The organism is Aurantibacter sp. UH7 (assembly GCF_056839165.1).
Map to the genome: position 1 here is coordinate 3,273,823 of NZ_CM166388.1, position 18,321 is coordinate 3,292,143.

Here is an 18,321-nt window from a genome sequence, read left to right on the forward strand (position 1 = left end):
AAAAACTACCGATTCGATAAATGAATAAAGTTTATGGCTAAATAAATTAACAAATTCTCAATTTATATCTCTCGATTAACGTCCCAAGCTTCTAAATAATCTGCAACCGCTTTGGCAAACATACTGCCTAAAGCTCCGTTAACTACGCGATGGTCATAACTATGTGAGAGATACATTTTATGACGAATTCCAATAAAATCACCCTCTTCAGTTTCTATTACAGAAGGAATTTTACGGATAGCACCTAGTGCAATAATACCAACTTGTGGTTGATTAATAATTGGAGTTCCGAAAACACTGCCAAATGTGCCAACATTGGTAACTGTATAAGTACCATCTTGTACTTCATCTGGTTTTAGGGCATTGCTTCTCGATCTATTTGCTAAATCGTTTACAACTTTAGCCATGCCAACCATATTCAATTGATCTGCATTTTTAATAACGGGTACGATTAAGTTTCCGTCTGCGAGTGCCGCTGCCATACCTATATTAATATTCTTTTTCTTGATAACCTTATCTCCATCCACCGAAATATTCATCATTGGATATTTCTTTAAGGCTTTGGCTATGGCTTCCATGAAGATAGGTGTGAAGGTTAACTTTTCGTCTTCGCGTTTTTCAAAGGCATCTTTTACATTATTTCGCCAAGTAACAATATTCGTAACATCTACCTCAATAAAACTTTGTACATGAGCCGAAGTTGAAACACTATCTGTCATATGCTTGGCAATCATTTTGCCCATACGAGTCATTTCTATTACTTCATCACCACCAACCGTTTTAACTGTACTAATTTGATGTGTCTCCTGCGGTTGTTTAGGGGTGGTAGTTTTTGGTTCTTCAACTTTGGTTACTTCTTTAATTTCAACTTTTTGAATGGGAGTTTCCTTTTGAATAGGAGTTTCCTGTTGAATAGGAGCTGTAGTCTTATCCTCTATTGTATTTTTCTTCTTGTAGTTTACAAAGGTTAAAATATCATTTTTCGTTACTCTACCTTCAAGACCAGAGCCACTAATTTTATCTAATTCAGCAATAGTAACACCTTCTTGTTTAGCAATGTTCTTTACTAAAGGTGAATAAAATCTGTCTGAATCGTTCGAGCGATTTGTATCAAAATCTTGACTAGCGTTTGTAGTGGTTGCTGTCACACTTTCCATGTCATTTTCTAACGCTGCTACAGCTTCATGCGGGATTATTTCCTCCGAATTATTTGATGCTTCCGTTTCATCTGGTACATCACCATCTACTTCTATAATGGCAACAACATCACCAACTTTTACTACATCATCTATTTCAAATCTTTTTTCTACAAGAATTCCGTCTACTTCACTAGGTACTTCAGAATCTACTTTATCAGTAGCAATTTCGAAAATAGCCTCATCCATTTCAATAGATTCACCTATTTCTTTTAACCATGTGGTTAAGGTTGCCTCAGCAACACTTTCACCCATTCTCGGTAATTTTAATTCGAATTTTGACATATTTTTTATTACCTAATAATCTTGATAAATGTTATACAAAAGTAAAGAAAAAACGTGCGAAACGTTTAATTTATTGCAATAATTGAAAGCGTTTTAATTTGCTTTTAACGAACCTTCAAATGGAATTCTATTGATAATACTTCTACCCAAAGTTATCTCATCTGCATATTCTAGTTCATCGCCAACAGCTACGCCACGTGCAATTGTAGATGTATTAATTTTAAGACCTTCAATTTGCTTATAAATGTAGAAATTAGTGGTGTCACCTTCCATAGTTGAACTTAAGGCAAATATTAATTCTTTAATTATACCTTTTTTGGCTTTAGTAATTAATGAGCTAATTGTAAGGTCTTGTGGTCCTATACCTTCCATTGGCGATATTTTACCACCGAGAACATGATATAAACCTCTAAATTGGCCCGTATTTTCTATAGCCATTACATCGCGGATATCTTCAACAACACAGACTACACTTTCATCTCTTTTTGGGCTAGCACAAATCTCACAAAGTTCTACATCAGAAATATTATGACACGATTTACAGAACTTTATTTGATTTCTTAAGCTCACCAGGGCTGTTGATAAACTAGTAGTTTGTTCTTCTGGTTGCTTTAGTAGATGTAGCACAAGACGAAGTGCTGTTCGCTTACCAATACCAGGTAATTGCGATATTTCGTACACTGCATTTTCTAGAAGTTTTGATGAGAAATCCATAGCTGCAAATTTACACTTTTAGATTGATGACACGCGGTAATAAAATCAGGTTTTAATTTGTATTTTGCAATTCCAAATTGGCCTATATGACACCAACTAGTATTTTATTACTTATTGCAGGATATTTTCTATTGCTCATTTTAATTTCTTATTTGACAGGAAAAAACGATAGTAATGAAGATTTTTTTAAGGCAGGCAAATCTTCACCATGGTATCTGGTTGCTTTTGGTATGGTAGGCGCATCGCTTTCTGGGGTCACTTTTATTTCTGTACCTGGTTGGGTTGCAGATTCGCAGTTTAGTTATATGCAGGTGGTGTTGGGCTATATGGTCGGTTATTTTGTGGTAGCTTATGTACTCTTGCCCATTTATTATAAATGGAATCTTACATCAATTTATGAATACCTGGCAAGAAGGTTTGGAGTGGTGAGTCATAAAGTAGGTGCCATTTCATTTTTCGTGTCCAGAGTTCTTGGGGCAGCATTTCGTTTATTTCTTGTTGCAATTGTACTGCAACAATTTGTTTTTGATGATTTAGGCGTGCCTTTTGAATTGACCGTAACAATTTCAATTTTACTCATTTGGGTATATACATTTAGGGGTGGAATAAAAACTATTGTTTGGACAGATACTTTGCAAACATTATTTATGTTGCTTTCCGTAGGGTTTTCAATCTATTTCATTTTAAATGAATTGAATTGGACGGTTAGTGAATTTCTTTATTCAAATGAACTAAAACAATACAGTAAAACTTTTTTTACTGATGATTTCTTTGCTCCGAACTATTTTTTCAAGTCGTTTTTTGGTGGCATGTTCGTTACCATATGTATGACAGGATTGGATCAAGATATGATGCAAAAAAACCTTACCTGTAAAAACCTCGGAGATGCCAAAAAGAATATGGTTTCTTTTAGTTTAACATTGGGTGTTGTCACTTTTATATTTATGCTTTTGGGTGCATTGCTATTTATATATGCAGATAAATTTAATATAGCTATACCTATGATGGACGGCCAGGCAAAAACTGACTTGCTGTTTCCAGAAATTGCTTTAAAAAGTAACCTTGGCATCATGGTGGGAACAACATTTATGCTCGGACTTATTGCAGCAGCATATAGTAGTGCAGACAGTGCATTGACTTCGTTAACTACTTCATTTTGTGTTGATTTTTTAGCAATAGATAAGAAGCCAGAAGCGCTACAAAAAGGTGTACGAAAAAGAATTCATATCGCTATGAGTGTATTACTAGTAGTGGTGGTGATTATTTTTAAATATGTTCTAGATACTAATGTAATTGATGGTTTATTAAAGGCAGCGGGGTACACTTATGGTCCATTACTGGGCTTGTTTTCATTTGGGATTCTTACCAAATACAAGGTGAAAGATAAATATGTTTGGCTGATTGCTTTACTATCTGTGCTTATAACTTTTACACTTGGTAAAATACCAACTGAAAGTTTAGGTGGATATGTTTTTGGTTATGAACTGTTACCAATAAATGGTCTTATAACATTCATTGGTCTTTGGTTAATTCGAGAGAAAACAAGTACTATTTAAGGATAGAAAAAACGATGAAAAGCTACAATATGCCGATATAAATGTTAACACAAATGTTAAAATTTAGTGTATTTCGTCTAATACTTTTCTTGTAGGAAAATTCAGTATTGATTTGTAGATAAAAGAACTAATGTGCAAGCAACTTCTATTTCTATGTTATTGTTTTTTAGTATTTTATAAAAGTCGGTATTTTCAGTACCTGGATTGAATATGACTCTTTTAGGGGCCAATTTCAGTAAAGACGTGTAGTATTCTGGTTGACGGCTTGGACCGACATACAATGTTACGGTGTGAATATTTTGAAAATCGTTAAAATTGGTCTTTATTTGTACACGCCCTATTTTACCTGCTTTTAATCCGAAAGCTTCAGTATCAATGTTATGGTTTATTAATTTGTTTACTGCCATATTACTATAGCGATCAGGTTTTAAAGAGGCTCCAAGGACAAGTGTTTTCTTCATTTGTTAAAATTGGTGTTAAATAGTGTTGAAAAATGTAACTTTTCAAGATTATAGTCGTCTATAGTAGAGTTTACATTACACAAATGCTTATGTTTAAAAAAATTGGTCGTTGATAAGACTATATGTTTATAGTTAATGGTTAGTGTTTAGTATAGTTGAATCAATGACAGAAACCCTGATGGAGACATCAGGGTTTTGTGTTTTAAATATTTTATTGATTGTCTAATACGAAACGCGATAGCGCCAGCCATAATTGTCTTCAGCTCTATTATATTGAATGTCAGTTATTGTTTTTTTCATTAAATCAGCATAACCATTTTCAATTTCAGGCAATTCATAATCTTCACCTTTATATCCAAAACCTGATATTGGTGAAACCACAGCTGCGGTACCTGCGCCAAACATTTCTTTTAGTGTTCCGTTCTTCGCAGCGGTAACCACTTCAGTCACGGTTAAAGTTCTTACTTCTGTTTTAATGTTATTTGCTTCAGCAATCTGTAGTATACTTTTACGTGTTATACCATCTAAAATTCGATCACTTGTAGGACCAGTAATTAGAGTGTCACCAATGCGAACAAATATATTCATTGCCCCAGCTTCCTCAATATTTTCATGACTATGGTCGTCAGTCCATACAACCTGTTGGTACCCTTTTTCCTTAGCTAATTGTGTTGGATGAAATTGTCCGGCATAATTCCCACCAGTTTTTGCATATCCAACGCCACCATTTGCTGATCTAGAATATTTCTCTTCAATAAGCACTTTCACTTTTCCAGAAAAATAGGCACCTGAAGGTGCTAAACAAATAATAAATTTATATTCATCAGCAGGTGAAGCATGAAAGCCTTCCCCAGAAGCAAACATAAATGGTCTAATGTACATGGCACTACCAGCTGTTGTTGGAACCCATTTTTCTTCTAAACGTAAAAGTGCTTCCAAGCCTTGCATAAAATATTCTTCTGGAATTTCAGGCATTGCCATTCTACTTGCAGAAATATTAAATCTCGAATGGTTGTCTTTCGGTCTAAACAACCACATCGCACCTGCCGTATCTTTATAAGCCTTCATACCTTCAAAGATAGATTGGCCATAATGGAAAATCTTGGCAGATGGTTGTAATGTGATAGGTCCGTAGGGTACTATCTTTGGTGTTTCCCAAGCTCCATTTTTATAGTCACAGACTAGCATATGGTCAGAAAAAATGCTACCGAAAGCAAGGTTGTTGAAATCAACTTGGCTAATTTTAGAATTTTTGGCCTTCTCTATTTGAATGTCAAATGTACTTGGGTTCATGCTGAATTATGTTTTAATGAATAAAATTAACTAATTCTGACATCTACCCCAGCATTTTCAAATAAATTTGATGAATTTTGTTGGTTGAATCAATTTTTTATGAATTATGTATCGATTTCACCTTTTAGTTACATTATTGATTGTTGTTAACTTGTCTAGAGCGCAGGAAGTTAAGACAGAAGTACCATCTATTGAGAAATCCAAATTGGCTTATGAAGTTTTTGGCGAAAAAACTGATGCTTTAAATAGTATTTCTAGTAAAGCGATGCATAAAAAGTACTTAAATCTAAGGGCATTGGACTCTTTGAAAACAAAGTTTACTGCCAGAGTGTTAGATGTATGTAAGGCAAAGGGTTGTTGGATGAGATTAGAGTTGGATAATGGAGAAGAGGCTATGATAAAATTTAAAGATTATGGTTTTTTTATGCCACTAAATATTACTGGGAAAGAAGTTGTGGTTAATGGTAGCGCATTTGTTAATGCAGTAAGTGTTGCAGAGCAAAGGCATTATGCAAAAGACAGTGGCCAATCGGAAGAGGGAATTAAGAAAATTGTAGCGCCTAAAATGACTTATGGTTTTATAGCCGATGGGGTTTTGTTAAAGAAATAATAGAACATTGAATAGAAAAATAATTACGACTTCAGATGGATCTAAGACCATTCAAATAGAAGATTTGAATGAACAATACCATTCTATTCATGGCGCAGTGCAAGAGGCAAAGCATGTCTTTATCAAAAATGGTCTTTCACTCTTTAGAAATCAAAAGATTTCAATATTAGAAATAGGTTTTGGTACGGGTTTAAATGCATTGATTACTTTGATGTGTAGTAGTGAAATGAGTTTAAATATAAATTATACGGGCGTTGAGGCTTATCCTGTAACAAAAAATGAGTTAGACCAATTAAATTATATTACTTCTTTGGATGCGGAAGATTTCGTTTCAGAATTTAATAAAATGCATGAAAGTTCATGGGAAACCAATGTGCTATTATCCAATGATTTTATATTGAGAAAAAGGCAGCAGAATTTTTTAGAAATTGACGATGTTAATGCTTTTGATCTTATTTATTTCGATGCTTTTGGTGCACGCGTTCAACCAGAACTTTGGACTGAAGAGGTATTCAAAAAAATGTTTTCAGCTATGAAAACAGATGGTGTATTGGTCACCTATTCAGCAAAAGGAAGTGTTAGAAGAGCTATGCAAGCTGTTGGTTTTGAGGTTGAAAGACTACCCGGTCCGCCTGGTAAACGGGAGATGTTACGTGCTAGAAAACTGGTTTAACACCTAATCAAGTGTAAAAGATGTTAAATCATAATTAAAGTTCAAGGTGACAAACATTATTACTAATACCTTTGTAGTATGAGGTATTTAATAACAGGCGCAACTGGTTTGGTAGGCAAAGAAATAGTACGACTTTGTCATGCTAATAATATTGCTGTTAATTATCTTACTACAAGTCGCAAAAAGATTGTATCTCAAGAAAATTACAAGGGTTATTATTGGAATCCCACGGCAGGTGAAATAGATTCAAATTGTTTTAAAGGTGTTTCTGTTATTATAAATCTTGCTGGTGCTTCAATATCAAAAAGATGGACTAAAGTCTATAAAAAGAAAATTATTTCTAGTCGTATTAGCTCATTGCAGACTTTGCATAAGGCGATGAGTGAATTAGATTCGCATGAAATAAAATCTTTTGTGTCAGCTTCAGCAATAGGTATATATCCTAGTTCTATTGAAAAGTATTATGATGAGCGTGAGAAAGAAATTGATAAAAGTTTTTTGGGAGAGGTGGTTCATTTATGGGAAAATGAAGCGAGTAAATTCAAAACGTTTAAAATACCAGTAGCAAAAATACGTATCGGCCTTGTTTTAGCACCGGATGGTGGAGCTTTACCTCAGATGGCAAAACCTGTTAAAATGTATATTGGAGCTGCATTTGGATCAGGAAAACAATGGCAATCTTGGATTTATATTACCGATTTAGCACGTGTTTTTATGTTCACTGCAAAGAATAATTTGAATGGTATATATAATGCTGTTGCACCAAATCCGATATCACAAAATAAATTAATTAAAGAAATAGCACAGGCATTAGAAATGCCATTATTGCTGCCAAATATTCCTAGCTTTTTAATAAAATTGGTATTGGGAGAAATGTCTTATTTAATTCTTTCTAGTCAAAGAGTTAGTTCCAAAAAAATTGAAGAAGATGGTTTTATTTTCGAACACCCAAATATTTCTTCAGCTCTTGGGTCTCTTTATGGAGAAATAAAACCTAAAGAATCAAATAGAATTAATCTTTTCTAAAATCTCCCTTTTACCATAAATCTTCTTTAATAGCGCAATAATTTCATTTCTTAATTCTACTATTTGACTGATTTCATAATAAAGTTAGTGACATTTTGACATTTTTTAAGAATTGGCAGTACTTTTGCCATCCCTTGAATGGATAAAAAATTACACACACCATGAGTGAAAAAGATAGCACTGAAGAATTAGACGAAATACTTCACGAAACCGAAGTTACTGGTGAACAACAAGAAACTGAAATTGAAGAGGAAGAAGTTTCTGTTGAAGATGAACTTCGCAGTGATTTAGCAAAAGAAAAAGAGAAGTTTTTAAGACTTTTTGCGGAATTTGAAAATTATAAGAAACGTACTTCTAAAGAACGAATGGATCTTTTTAAGACGGCTGGTCAAGAAGTAATTGTAGCTATGTTACCTGTATTAGACGATTTTGATCGTGCCTTACCAGAACTTAAGAAATCAGAAGATAAAGAATCCTTTAAGGGTGTGGAGTTAATCAGTAATAAACTCCGTGAAACTCTTAAATCCAAGGGTCTTGAAGAGGTTAAAGCTAAGCAAGGTGATGTTTTTGATGCTGAAATTCATGATGCGATTACGCAAATTCCTGCACCCAATCCAAAATTGAAAGGTAAAATTATTGATGTAGTTGAAAAAGGATTTAAACTAGGCGATAAAATTATTAGACATCCAAAAGTAGTAGTCGGTAAATAAAACTGAGTACAGATTTTTATTTAAAAAAATAAAGTGAAAGAGGATTATTACGAAATATTAGGCATTAGCAAAGGAGCATCGGCTACAGAGATTAAGAAAGCATATCGAAAAAAAGCTATAGAATACCACCCTGACAAAAATCAAGGTGATCCTAAAGCTGAAGAAATGTTTAAAAAGGCTGCAGAGGCTTACGAGGTGTTAAGTGATCCAGATAAAAAAGCACGTTATGACCAGTTTGGTCATTCGGCATTTGAAGGTGGCGGCGGATTTGGCGGAGGTGGCAGTATGAATATGGATGACATATTTAGCCAATTCGGTGATATATTTGGCGGTGCTTTTAGCGGCGGCGGCGGTGGTTTTAGTGGCTTCGGTGGTTTCGGAGGTGGCGGCCAAAGAAGAGTTAAAGGAAGTAATTTACGCATTCGCGTTAAACTTACCTTAGAAGAAGTTGCTAATGGCGTTGAGAAAAAGGTTAAAGTTCGCCGTAAGAAGCAAGCAGCCGGAGTAACTTATAAAACTTGTAGTACTTGTAATGGAAATGGTCAAGTGACTAAGATTACCAATACTATACTTGGTAGAATGCAGACTGCGGCTACATGTACTGTCTGTGGCGGTAGTGGACAACAAATAGATAAGAAGCCAAGTGGGGCAGACGCCCAAGGTTTAGTTGTTGATGAAGAAACGGTTACAATAAAAATTCCTGCTGGTGTAGAAGAAGGAATGCAACTAAAAGTGCCTGGTAAAGGTAATGAAGCACCAGGTAATGGTGTTTCGGGTGATTTATTAGTTGCTATTGAAACATTAGATCATGAAACACTAAAGCGGGAAGGTGATAATTTACACTATGACCTTTATATTAGTATTTCTGAGGCCGTATTGGGAACTTCAAAAGAAATTGATTCTGTAGGAGGTAAAGTTAGAATTAAACTTGAATCTGGTATTCAGTCCGGTAAAATATTAAGATTGAGAGGTAAAGGTGTGTCAAATTTAAATGGTTACGGAAGTGGCGATTTGTTGGTTCATGTGAACGTTTGGACTCCAAAAGAGTTAAATAAGGAGCAAAAAGACTTTTTTGAACGCATGCAGAACAACGAGAATTTTGAGCCAAAGCCCGAGAAATCAGATAAGTCCTTCTTTGAGAAGGTCAAAGATATGTTCTCTTAATCGAAAAGTAAGTTGCAGTTTAAATAAAAAACGTATATTTGAGACTATATCGGTTAAACCGGTATAATTTTCTTTTTCATAGCAATTTTTTTCCCATCCTTGAATTTTATTTAAGGATGGGTTTTGTTTTTTATGACATTCTCATTAGTAACAACAGTAAATAGTTAGTATTTGGCGTTGAAATCGTAGTTAAATTCCGATTTGGTTTTTGATTCATTTCCATATCTTTGAACAAAATGCCTGCATGAAGAACATTTTGGTTACTAAAGAGGTTACCAAACAATATGGTGAACATCTTGCCTTAAACAAAGTTTCTCTCGAAATACCTAAAAACAGTATTTATGGTCTTCTTGGACCAAATGGTGCTGGTAAAACCACATTAATTAGAATAATTAATCAGATTACCTTTCCAGATTCTGGAGAGGTGTTTTTTGATGGCGAACCATTAAAACCTGAGCACATAGCAAATATTGGCTATTTGCCAGAGGAACGAGGTTTGTATAAGAAAATGAAAGTTGGTGAACAAGCATTATATCTTGCCCAGTTAAAGGGTTTAAGTAAAGTAGATGCAAAATTACGCCTCAAGTATTGGTTTGACCGACTGGATATTGGTGATTGGTGGAATAAAAAAGTTCAAGAGCTTTCTAAGGGGATGGCGCAAAAAATACAATTTATAGTTACTGTTTTACACGAGCCTAAATTGCTAATTTTTGATGAACCTTTTAGTGGCTTTGATCCTATTAATGCAAATATTATTAAAGATGAAATTCTAACATTAAAGGAGAAGGGAGCATCTATAATTTTCTCTACTCATAGAATGGAATCTGTAGAAGAATTGTGTGAATATATAGCGTTACTACATCAATCTGAGATGATATTAGATGGTAAGTTGGCTGATATAAAGAAAGCATATAAAAATAATATGTTTCAAATTGGCTTAGAGGTAGAACAAGGAGATGAATTGATAAAGGAGCTTTCGAGTAAATTTGATATTAGTTTATCCAATTATAATCCAGAAGAAAGGCAACTAGATTTTAGAGTGCAATTACCCAATAGTGATTCAAAAGAAATGCTTGCTTATTTGTCGACAAAAGCAAATATTAATCGCTTTGTGGAGACTATTCCTTCAGCCAATGAAATATTTATAAAAAACATTCAAGACAAAGGAGTACATGAGTAAACTAGGATTAATTATCAAGCGAGAATATCTAGCCAAGGTTAGAAACAAGTCATTTGTTGTAATGACATTTTTGAGTCCTATTCTGATGGTCGGTATGGTAGTGCTAATTGCATATCTAACTAAGATAAACGATAATGAAAGACAGGTTGTTGGCGTCTTAAACGAGAGCGACTTTTTTACTAATGACTTTGTTGGAGAAGAGGGTACTTCTTATTTACATTTTTATAATATTTCTTTAGAAGCTGCAAAGGATTCAGCGGCTAGTTTGGGCTATATTGGGCTCCTTCATATTCCTGATAAAGATAATTTAGAAGAACTGGCAAAGCAATCATTTTTCTATACAAAAGATACACCGAGCACAGCAATATTGGATAAGATAGAAGGAGTTTTTCAAGATAGACTTCGATTAAATAGGTTACAAGAATTAGGAGTTTCCGTTCAAGATTTCGCAGCGATGGAAAATCGTTTCGAACTTAAAACAGCAACTTTTGGTGGACAAAAAAACTTAAAAGGCATCAATGAAATTAAGGCTTTTATTGGTGGAGGTTTTGGATATCTTATAATGATGTTTATTATTATTTATGGTGGATTTGTAATGAGAAGTGTTATTGAAGAAAAAACAAGTAGAATAATAGAAGTTATTATTTCATCAGTAAAACCCTTTCAATTAATGTTGGGCAAAATTATTGGAACTTCATTAGCAGGGGTCACCCAATTTGCAATATGGATAGTTTCTGCTTCGATATTAATGCTTGTTACTTTTTCCATTTTCGACATTAATCCTTCAGCGTTAGATGCTACTGCCGACATTACTAATGGTATGACAGGTGATATGGCACCCCAAGTACCAACTATAGATAAAACGATGCAGCTATATGCTCAAGAGTTGTTTGATATTCCTTGGGTAATGTTAATCAGTTTTTTTATTATATATTTTGTATTAGGATATTTAATATACAGTTCTATTTATGCGGCAATTGGCGCGGCTGTAGACAGTGAAACTGATACGCAACAATTTATTTTTCCGATTATATTACCCTTAATGTTAGCAATATATGTAGGTTTCTTTTCTGTATTTAGTAACCCACATGGACCCATTGCTGTTGGGTTTTCACTATTTCCGTTAACATCACCAATAGTTATGCTAATGCGTTTACCAGGAGGAATAGGAGAAGGTGGTGTTCCTATTTGGCAAGTAATTACTTCGATCATCTTGTTAATTGTTACCTTTGTTGGTATTGTTTGGTTAGCAGCAAAAATCTATCGTGTAGGTATTTTAATGTATGGCAAAAAACCTACCTATAGAGAATTGTGGAAATGGTTAAAATATTGAAATGGATAGTTTAGATGGTATTTCTTCTATATTGAAGAATTTTTTATCATACCCCATTATTAATACTTATGCTATAGATATTAGTATAGGTACAATAATTGCTATTGTAGTTATACTTATTCTTGTATCCGTTCTTCTAAAGCTGATAAATAAACTTGTAACCAAAAAGCTTCCAATAGAAGATAAAAACAAGTTTGTTAGTATTTTCAACTTTCTAAGATACTTATTATATATTCTTGTAGTTGGGACTGTTTTACATTCTTCAGGTGTAAATCTTACAGTCCTATTAACAGCTTCTGCCGCTTTATTTGTTGGTCTTGGTTTTGCACTACAGTATCTCTTTCAGGATATTATTTCTGGTATTATGATGATTATGGATCAGTCGCTGCATGTTGGAGATATCATTGAAGTAGATGGAAAGGTCGGTCGTGTTTTTGAAATACGTTTGCGAACCACTAGAGCCCTTACAAGAGATGACAAAGTAGTGGTAATACCGAACCATATATTTTTAACAGATAGTATTTATAATTACACCCAAAATCATAAAACTACTAGGGAGTACGTTAGAGTAGGAGTGGCATATGGTAGTGATGTAAAGTTGGTGGCAAGACTGCTTGAAGAAGTTGTGAAAAACCAACACGGTGTTTTAAAAAATCCGAAACCATTTGTAATCTTTGAAGACTTTGGTGATTCTGCTTTAATGTTCACAATTAACTTCTATATAAATGATAGTTTTGGTGATCCAAAAATAAAGAGCGCCATACGCTTTTCTATAGATGAAAAGTTTAGAGCAAATAATATTTCTATTCCTTTCCCGCAAAGAGATGTGCATATTTATCAGCATTAATGCATCTTAATAATATAGTTGTAGAATACATGCAAAAAATAGAAGTTGGGTATAGGTTAAAATCAATATATATTATTGGTTTATTTTTAATTTCTACTGTTTGTGCTGCGCAAACTCCCGATGTTTTTCGAGTAGAATATATGCTAATGCCTAGGAATGATGCTGGGGCAAAATTGTCACGTATAAAACTAGTAACCAATGTGCCCATAAAATTAAAAGATTCTCATAACCTTGTTATTGGTGGTGAATACAATAGACTAGCATATGATTTAGATAGAACAGATGTGCAATTAAGTGCTGAAGGATTAAACTACTTTCATATTATAGATTTCAATTTGGCATATGTACATCGATATAATGATGATTGGCGTTTAATTGGTGTGGTAACACCGCGTTTAGCATCAACTTTAACTAATCCATTAGAGAACGGAGATTTCTCTATAAATGCTACGATAGGCGGTTTTAGAGAAAGACAAAATATTGATAAACCTACGCGTTTGGTTTTAGGTGTTTCATATAATTCAACGGTAACACCACGAATTCCGTTACCTTTCGTTTATTACGAGAAGCGTTTTCACCCAAAATGGACCTATGTTATAGGTGTGCCAAAAACAGGTATGAAATTTCATTTAAATGATATGCAATTGATACAATTGGAGTTTATTTTAGATGGATATTTTGTAAACCTTCAAAATAGTACCATATTGCCAGATGCTGGTTTTGCTTCAAGCATATCGTCTTCGGCAGCTTTAGCCACGATAGGTTATCAATATAATTTATCAAAAGTAATGTCGGTCTATGGTTACGTGGGACACACTTTATTTCAGACAGGAGTTTTGAGAGATGAGGAAAGAAATGATATTTTTACAATAAACGATGATCCTAGCTTTTATTTTAGAGCAGGGTTTAGAATAGGACTTTAAATAATATAGATATGTCAAGAATACTGGTAATTGAAGATGAATCAGCGATTCGTAGAGTTTTAGTTAAAATACTTTCAGAAGAAAATGAGTCTTATATTGTTGAAGAGGCAGAAGATGGTTTAAGAGGTATAGAAACCATTAAAAATAACGATTATGATTTGGTGTTATGTGATATTAAAATGCCAAAAATGGACGGTGTTGAAGTATTAGAAGCTGCGAAGAAAATTAAGCCTGAAATTCCATTTATAATGATATCAGGTCATGGAGATTTAGACACGGCAGTAGGTACAATGCGAGCAGGTGCCTTTGATTATATTTCGAAACCACCAGATTTAAACAGACTTTTAACAGCTGTACGAAATGCATTAGACCGCAAAGAATTGGTTGTTGCTAACAAGATTTTAAAAAAGAAGGTTAGTAAAAATTATGAAATGGTTGGTAATAGTGATGAAATATCTGCTATAAAAGATATTATAGAAAAAGTAGCACCAACAGATGCTCGGGTTTTAATAACAGGTTCTAATGGTACTGGGAAAGAATTAGTGGCACACTGGGTCCACGAGAAAAGTCAACGTAGTCGTTCGCCATTTATTGAGGTAAATTGTGCGGCAATACCATCAGAATTAATAGAAAGTGAGTTATTTGGTCACGTAAAAGGTGCATTTACTTCTGCAGTAAAAGATAGGGCCGGTAAGTTTGAAGCTGCAAATAAGGGTACTATTTTTTTAGATGAAATTGGAGATATGAGCCTATCGGCGCAAGCAAAAGTGCTACGTGCCTTACAGGAAAATAAAATATCTAGGGTAGGTACAGATAAAGACATTAAAGTTGATGTTCGTGTGGTTGCTGCGACAAATAAAAATTTGAAAAAGGAAATTGAAGACGGAAAGTTTCGAGAAGATTTGTATCACAGATTAGCGGTTATCCTAATCAAAGTACCATCTTTAAACGATAGAAGAGATGATATTCCTATTCTAATTGAACATTTTTCAAAGAAAATAGCATCCGAACAAGGTGTCTCGCCTAAAAAATTCTCTGATAAAGCAGTTAAAATGCTAAAGGGTTATGATTGGACAGGCAATATTCGTGAATTACGCAATGTTGTTGAAAGACTAATAATATTAGGTGGTGCTGAGGTTTCTGATGCAGATGTTAAATTGTTTGCGAGCAAATAATTTATTTCGCAGCACAATCACCTATTTGATCGAGGGCCTCTTTTGTAATTTCCTTTGTTCTTAGGTTGTAATATTTTTTACCTTCAGATAAGTTTTCCTTTAATAATTGTGCTTCACAATGATTATATATACGCATGGCAAAGGCATATGCTTCCGTGCAATCTACTGTTTCAACTACAGTTTGTAAGGAAGCTTCGTAACTTATAAGTGAAATGTCAATTTTTTGCTTATAATCGTACTCTTTTTTGGGAGTACTATATGTTGTAGTAACATTCTCACTTCCAACAGTATTTAAAGCTAAAACACCAGTACCGTAAGAACCTTTATGATTCTCATGATCTTCAATAGCCTCTATAGTTGCTATCGTATTTTCTAAAGATTTATTCAAAAGGAGTCTAGTCTCATTTAAAGTAGTAGCTCTAGTTGCCGATTTTAGTTGGTCTAACGCCGCTTTCATATAATCATAAGCATCTGAACAACCACAATCATCAAATAATTTTTGTGATTTTTCCATCGCATTGAGGGCCTTATACGCCAAAAAATGAGATTGGTTTACATTTGATGCTGTAATAGCCTTTTGTGTTTGGGTTTTTATATAACCCATGTTGGACCCTGCGTATTCGCATTCTTCACTTATCTCAAATGATGAGAAAAGTACTAGAAGTAGGCTATAAAACACTAAGTAATGTGCTTTCATAATACAAAGTTTATACTGTAAAATTTGGGACGTTTTACGTTACAAAGTTAGGCATAGAGTAGGGTAGTGACCTATTTTTTTCGATGGTCAACATAGCAAAACCTGAATATTGGATAAAGTGGATTTTAATAAAGTTTAACTACCAATTTCTTTAACATAAATTACACTTCATCGATTAAATATTTTATATTCCACCCATGAAAAAGGTTAATATTGCTAACTATTTGGCAGCAAAAACGGTAAGTATACAGGATTCTCCAACAAATACTGATTTGGGGGCAAGTGAGAAAGAACTTAAGAAAGAGTTAAAAGTCGTTCGTCGAGAACTAGGTGAATTTCAAGACACTATGTATGCTCATGGCAAGTATAATGTCTTGGTTTGTTTACAAGGAATGGATACTGCCGGAAAAGATAGTCTTATTCGTGAGGTGTTCAAAGATTTTAATGCTCGAGGCGTAGAAGTGTATAGCTTTAAGGTGCCAACCGAAAATGAGTTAAAACACGACTATCTTTGGAGACATTACATCGCTTTACCTGCTCGCGGCAAATTTGGCGTATTTAATAGAACACATTATGAAAATGTATTAGTTACAAGAGTGCATCCGGAATATATTTTAGGTGAAAAACTACCCGGAATTAATTCAATTGAAGATATTGATGATGCCTTTTGGAACAAACGTTTTGAGCAAATAAATAATTTTGAACAGCACTTAGCTGATAACGGTACTTTAATTTTTAAATTCTTTTTAAATCTTTCTAAGGAAGAACAAAGACAGAGATTGTTAAGAAGATTACATTTGAAAAAGAAGAACTGGAAATTTTCTCCTGGTGATTTAAAAGAACGAAAACTGTGGAATGTTTATCAAAAGTATTATCAAGATGCTATTGATAGAACTTCGAAACCACATGCACCTTGGTATGTAATTCCTGCCGATAACAAGAAATCCGCAAGAGTGATTGTGGCTACTATTTTATTAGAAGTACTTAAAACATATACAGATATTGCCGAGCCTGAATTGGAAGATAAAGTAAAAAAGAATTTAGAGATTTATAAAAACGAATTAGAAAACGAGAATTGATGAAGAAAGTATGCCTGTTAATTTTTTTGCTTGGGATGTTCACATATGCGCAAACAGCAGATGAAGCACAATTAAGAAAAATATACGATGTATCGTTGATGAATGCTAAAGGTTACGATTGGTTGAATCACTTATCTAATCAAATTGGTGGAAGACTGTCAGGGTCCATGCAAGCGCAACAAGCTGTAGATTATACAAAAAGCCAATTAGAAAAGCTTGGCTTAGACCGCGTCTGGCTGCAGCCAGTAATAGTGCCTAAATGGGTAAGAGGTACACCAGAGTTTGCTTATTATGAGAGCACACCTGGTACAAGTACAAATGTGCCTATTTGCGCATTAGGTGGGTCGGTTGCTACTAAACCTGGTGGTTTAAAGGCAAATGTAATAGAGGTGCAAGGTATAGAGGAGCTAGAAAAACTCGGTCGCGAAAAGATTGAAGGAAAAATTGTATTCTTTAATCGCCCATTTGATCAAAAATTAATTAGCACTTTTGCTGCATATGCGGGTTGTGTGGATCAACGTTATATGGGAGCGGCTGAAGCTAGTAAGTATGGAGCAGTTGGAATAGTTGTGCGGTCTATGAGCTCTCGATTAGATGACCTGCCACATACAGGTTCGATGAGTTATGGTGATATTCCGGTTAAAGATAGAATACCTGCCGCCGCAATTAGTACTAAAGGTGCGGATCTATTAAGCACTACGTTGAAATTAAATTCTGAAACTAAATTTTATTTCAAGCAAAATTGTGAACAATTAGAGGATGTAAAGTCATATAATGTTGTTGGTGAGATTAAAGGGAGTACCCACCCCAATGAAATAATGATAGTAGGTGGCCATTTAGATTCTTGGGATTTAGGTGATGGTTCTCATGATGATGGTGCCGGTTGTGTGCAAAGTATGGAAGTACTGCGGCTTCTAAAAGAAACAGGTTATAAACCGAAACGTACCATTAGAGTTGTTCTTTTTATGAATGAAGAGAATGGTTTGCGTGGTGGAAATGAATATGCCAAAGTTGCAAAAGAAAAAAAGGAAAACCATGTATTTGCATTGGAAAGTGATGCTGGTGGATTTACCCCACGTGGATTTTCTTTAGATTGTTCTGATGCTAATTTTGAAAAAGTACAAAGCTGGAAATCTCTTTTCGAACCGTATTTAATTCACATGTTTGTACGAGGAGAAAGTGGAGCAGATATTGACCCATTAAAGAACTCAGAAATGCTACTAGCTGGTTTACGACCAGACTTACAGCGGTACTTCGACCATCATCATGCCGCCAACGATACTTTTGAACATGTAAATAAACGGGAATTGCAAATGGGGGCAGCTACAATGGCTAGTTTAGTTTATTTAGTAGATAAGTATGGAGTAGAACCTAGTAAGAAAATCAAAGGCTAATTCAT

Annotated in this window: 18 protein-coding genes; 13 read left to right on the forward strand and 5 right to left on the reverse strand. The window is 34.3% G+C overall.

The window, feature by feature from the left end; genetic code table 11:
* Positions 1-62: 62 nt before the first annotated feature.
* Positions 63-1,481: a dihydrolipoamide acetyltransferase family protein gene (locus UH7x_RS13870; RefSeq protein ID WP_482360519.1), complete on the reverse strand. Its 1,419-nt coding sequence runs from the start codon at positions 1,479-1,481 to the stop codon at positions 63-65.
* Positions 1,482-1,574: 93 nt separating this feature from the next.
* Positions 1,575-2,195 (reverse strand): recombination mediator RecR, encoded by a 621-nt coding sequence (gene recR / locus UH7x_RS13875; RefSeq protein WP_482360520.1) that lies wholly within the window; start codon positions 2,193-2,195, stop codon positions 1,575-1,577.
* An 86-nt stretch (positions 2,196-2,281) separates the two neighbouring features.
* Between recR and UH7x_RS13880 the strand changes: the two genes are divergently transcribed.
* Positions 2,282-3,751: a sodium:solute symporter gene (locus UH7x_RS13880; protein WP_482360521.1), complete on the forward strand. Its 1,470-nt coding sequence runs from the start codon at positions 2,282-2,284 to the stop codon at positions 3,749-3,751.
* Positions 3,752-3,852: 101 nt separating this feature from the next.
* Here UH7x_RS13880 and UH7x_RS13885 read toward each other — a convergent pair whose 3' ends face one another.
* Both UH7x_RS13885 and UH7x_RS13890 read right to left on the reverse strand, forming a co-directional pair.
* Entirely contained in the window at positions 3,853-4,212 is a 360-nt protein-coding gene (locus tag UH7x_RS13885; protein WP_482360522.1) for a CoA-binding protein, read from the reverse strand.
* 222 nt (positions 4,213-4,434) lie between these two features.
* A complete protein-coding gene (locus tag UH7x_RS13890) occupies positions 4,435-5,505 on the reverse strand; it encodes a branched-chain amino acid aminotransferase (RefSeq protein WP_482360523.1) in 1,071 nt (356 codons plus the stop codon).
* Positions 5,506-5,611: 106 nt separating this feature from the next.
* On the opposite strand from UH7x_RS13890, the gene UH7x_RS13895 reads away from it, so the two are divergent.
* The 10 genes from UH7x_RS13895 (at position 5,612) to UH7x_RS13940 (ending at position 15,146) form a co-directional block, all read left to right on the forward strand.
* On the forward strand, positions 5,612-6,115 hold the full coding sequence (locus UH7x_RS13895) for a DUF4920 domain-containing protein (RefSeq protein WP_482360524.1): 504 nt from the start codon (positions 5,612-5,614) through the stop codon (positions 6,113-6,115).
* A gap of 7 nt (positions 6,116-6,122) precedes the next feature.
* Positions 6,123-6,788 (forward strand): tRNA (5-methylaminomethyl-2-thiouridine)(34)-methyltransferase MnmC2, encoded by a 666-nt coding sequence (gene mnmC2, locus UH7x_RS13900; protein WP_482360525.1) that lies wholly within the window; start codon positions 6,123-6,125, stop codon positions 6,786-6,788.
* A gap of 78 nt (positions 6,789-6,866) precedes the next feature.
* On the forward strand, positions 6,867-7,814 hold the full coding sequence (locus UH7x_RS13905) for a TIGR01777 family oxidoreductase (protein WP_482360526.1): 948 nt from the start codon (positions 6,867-6,869) through the stop codon (positions 7,812-7,814).
* Positions 7,815-7,975: 161 nt separating this feature from the next.
* The gene (locus UH7x_RS13910) at positions 7,976-8,524 is read left to right on the forward strand and encodes a nucleotide exchange factor GrpE (protein WP_482360527.1); all 549 of its coding nucleotides are present in this window, start codon (positions 7,976-7,978) and stop codon (positions 8,522-8,524) included.
* Between the two features lie 33 nt (positions 8,525-8,557).
* The gene (dnaJ, locus tag UH7x_RS13915; RefSeq protein ID WP_482360528.1) at positions 8,558-9,688 is read left to right on the forward strand and encodes a molecular chaperone DnaJ; all 1,131 of its coding nucleotides are present in this window, start codon (positions 8,558-8,560) and stop codon (positions 9,686-9,688) included.
* A gap of 244 nt (positions 9,689-9,932) precedes the next feature.
* Complete coding sequence (locus tag UH7x_RS13920) at positions 9,933-10,868, forward strand: ABC transporter ATP-binding protein (protein ID WP_482360529.1); 936 nt, start codon at positions 9,933-9,935, stop codon at positions 10,866-10,868.
* Positions 10,861-12,201, forward strand: a complete 1,341-nt coding sequence (locus UH7x_RS13925; RefSeq protein WP_482360530.1) for an ABC transporter permease — start codon at positions 10,861-10,863, stop codon at positions 12,199-12,201. The genes UH7x_RS13920 and UH7x_RS13925 overlap by 8 nt, the downstream gene beginning before the upstream one ends.
* 1 nt (position 12,202) lies before the next feature.
* The gene (locus UH7x_RS13930; protein WP_482360531.1) at positions 12,203-13,048 is read left to right on the forward strand and encodes a mechanosensitive ion channel family protein; all 846 of its coding nucleotides are present in this window, start codon (positions 12,203-12,205) and stop codon (positions 13,046-13,048) included.
* Positions 13,049-13,077: 29 nt separating this feature from the next.
* Positions 13,078-13,971 (forward strand): DUF6268 family outer membrane beta-barrel protein, encoded by an 894-nt coding sequence (locus tag UH7x_RS13935; protein WP_482360532.1) that lies wholly within the window; start codon positions 13,078-13,080, stop codon positions 13,969-13,971.
* An 11-nt stretch (positions 13,972-13,982) separates the two neighbouring features.
* Complete coding sequence (locus tag UH7x_RS13940; protein ID WP_482360533.1) at positions 13,983-15,146, forward strand: sigma-54-dependent transcriptional regulator; 1,164 nt, start codon at positions 13,983-13,985, stop codon at positions 15,144-15,146.
* 1 nt (position 15,147) lies between these two features.
* Here UH7x_RS13940 and UH7x_RS13945 read toward each other — a convergent pair whose 3' ends face one another.
* The gene (locus tag UH7x_RS13945; RefSeq protein ID WP_482360534.1) at positions 15,148-15,843 is read right to left on the reverse strand and encodes a hypothetical protein; all 696 of its coding nucleotides are present in this window, start codon (positions 15,841-15,843) and stop codon (positions 15,148-15,150) included.
* A 197-nt stretch (positions 15,844-16,040) separates the two neighbouring features.
* Here UH7x_RS13945 and UH7x_RS13950 point away from each other — a divergent pair, with 197 nt between their 5' ends.
* Positions 16,041-16,922, forward strand: coding sequence for a PPK2 family polyphosphate kinase (locus UH7x_RS13950; RefSeq protein WP_482360535.1), 882 nt, complete (start codon positions 16,041-16,043; stop codon positions 16,920-16,922).
* Entirely contained in the window at positions 16,922-18,316 is a 1,395-nt protein-coding gene (locus UH7x_RS13955; protein ID WP_482360536.1) for a M20/M25/M40 family metallo-hydrolase, read from the forward strand. The genes UH7x_RS13950 and UH7x_RS13955 overlap by 1 nt, the downstream gene beginning before the upstream one ends.
* Positions 18,317-18,321 lie beyond the last annotated feature (5 nt).

Coding starts and splice junctions, on each gene's coding strand:
- UH7x_RS13870 (WP_482360519.1), bottom strand. CDS start 1,481: ATGTCAAAATTCGAATTAAAATTACCGAGAATGGGTGAAAGTGTTGCT.
- UH7x_RS13885 (WP_482360522.1), bottom strand. CDS start 4,212: ATGAAGAAAACACTTGTCCTTGGAGCCTCTTTAAAACCTGATCGCTAT.
- recR (WP_482360520.1), bottom strand. CDS start 2,195: ATGGATTTCTCATCAAAACTTCTAGAAAATGCAGTGTACGAAATATCG.
- UH7x_RS13935 (WP_482360532.1), top strand. CDS start 13,078: ATGCAAAAAATAGAAGTTGGGTATAGGTTAAAATCAATATATATTATT.
- UH7x_RS13945 (WP_482360534.1), bottom strand. CDS start 15,843: ATGAAAGCACATTACTTAGTGTTTTATAGCCTACTTCTAGTACTTTTC.
- UH7x_RS13880 (WP_482360521.1), top strand. CDS start 2,282: ATGACACCAACTAGTATTTTATTACTTATTGCAGGATATTTTCTATTG.
- UH7x_RS13890 (WP_482360523.1), bottom strand. CDS start 5,505: ATGAACCCAAGTACATTTGACATTCAAATAGAGAAGGCCAAAAATTCT.
- UH7x_RS13920 (WP_482360529.1), top strand. CDS start 9,933: ATGAAGAACATTTTGGTTACTAAAGAGGTTACCAAACAATATGGTGAA.
- UH7x_RS13905 (WP_482360526.1), top strand. CDS start 6,867: ATGAGGTATTTAATAACAGGCGCAACTGGTTTGGTAGGCAAAGAAATA.
- UH7x_RS13955 (WP_482360536.1), top strand. CDS start 16,922: ATGAAGAAAGTATGCCTGTTAATTTTTTTGCTTGGGATGTTCACATAT.
- UH7x_RS13930 (WP_482360531.1), top strand. CDS start 12,203: ATGGATAGTTTAGATGGTATTTCTTCTATATTGAAGAATTTTTTATCA.
- UH7x_RS13895 (WP_482360524.1), top strand. CDS start 5,612: ATGTATCGATTTCACCTTTTAGTTACATTATTGATTGTTGTTAACTTG.
- UH7x_RS13910 (WP_482360527.1), top strand. CDS start 7,976: ATGAGTGAAAAAGATAGCACTGAAGAATTAGACGAAATACTTCACGAA.
- UH7x_RS13925 (WP_482360530.1), top strand. CDS start 10,861: ATGAGTAAACTAGGATTAATTATCAAGCGAGAATATCTAGCCAAGGTT.
- UH7x_RS13940 (WP_482360533.1), top strand. CDS start 13,983: ATGTCAAGAATACTGGTAATTGAAGATGAATCAGCGATTCGTAGAGTT.
- UH7x_RS13950 (WP_482360535.1), top strand. CDS start 16,041: ATGAAAAAGGTTAATATTGCTAACTATTTGGCAGCAAAAACGGTAAGT.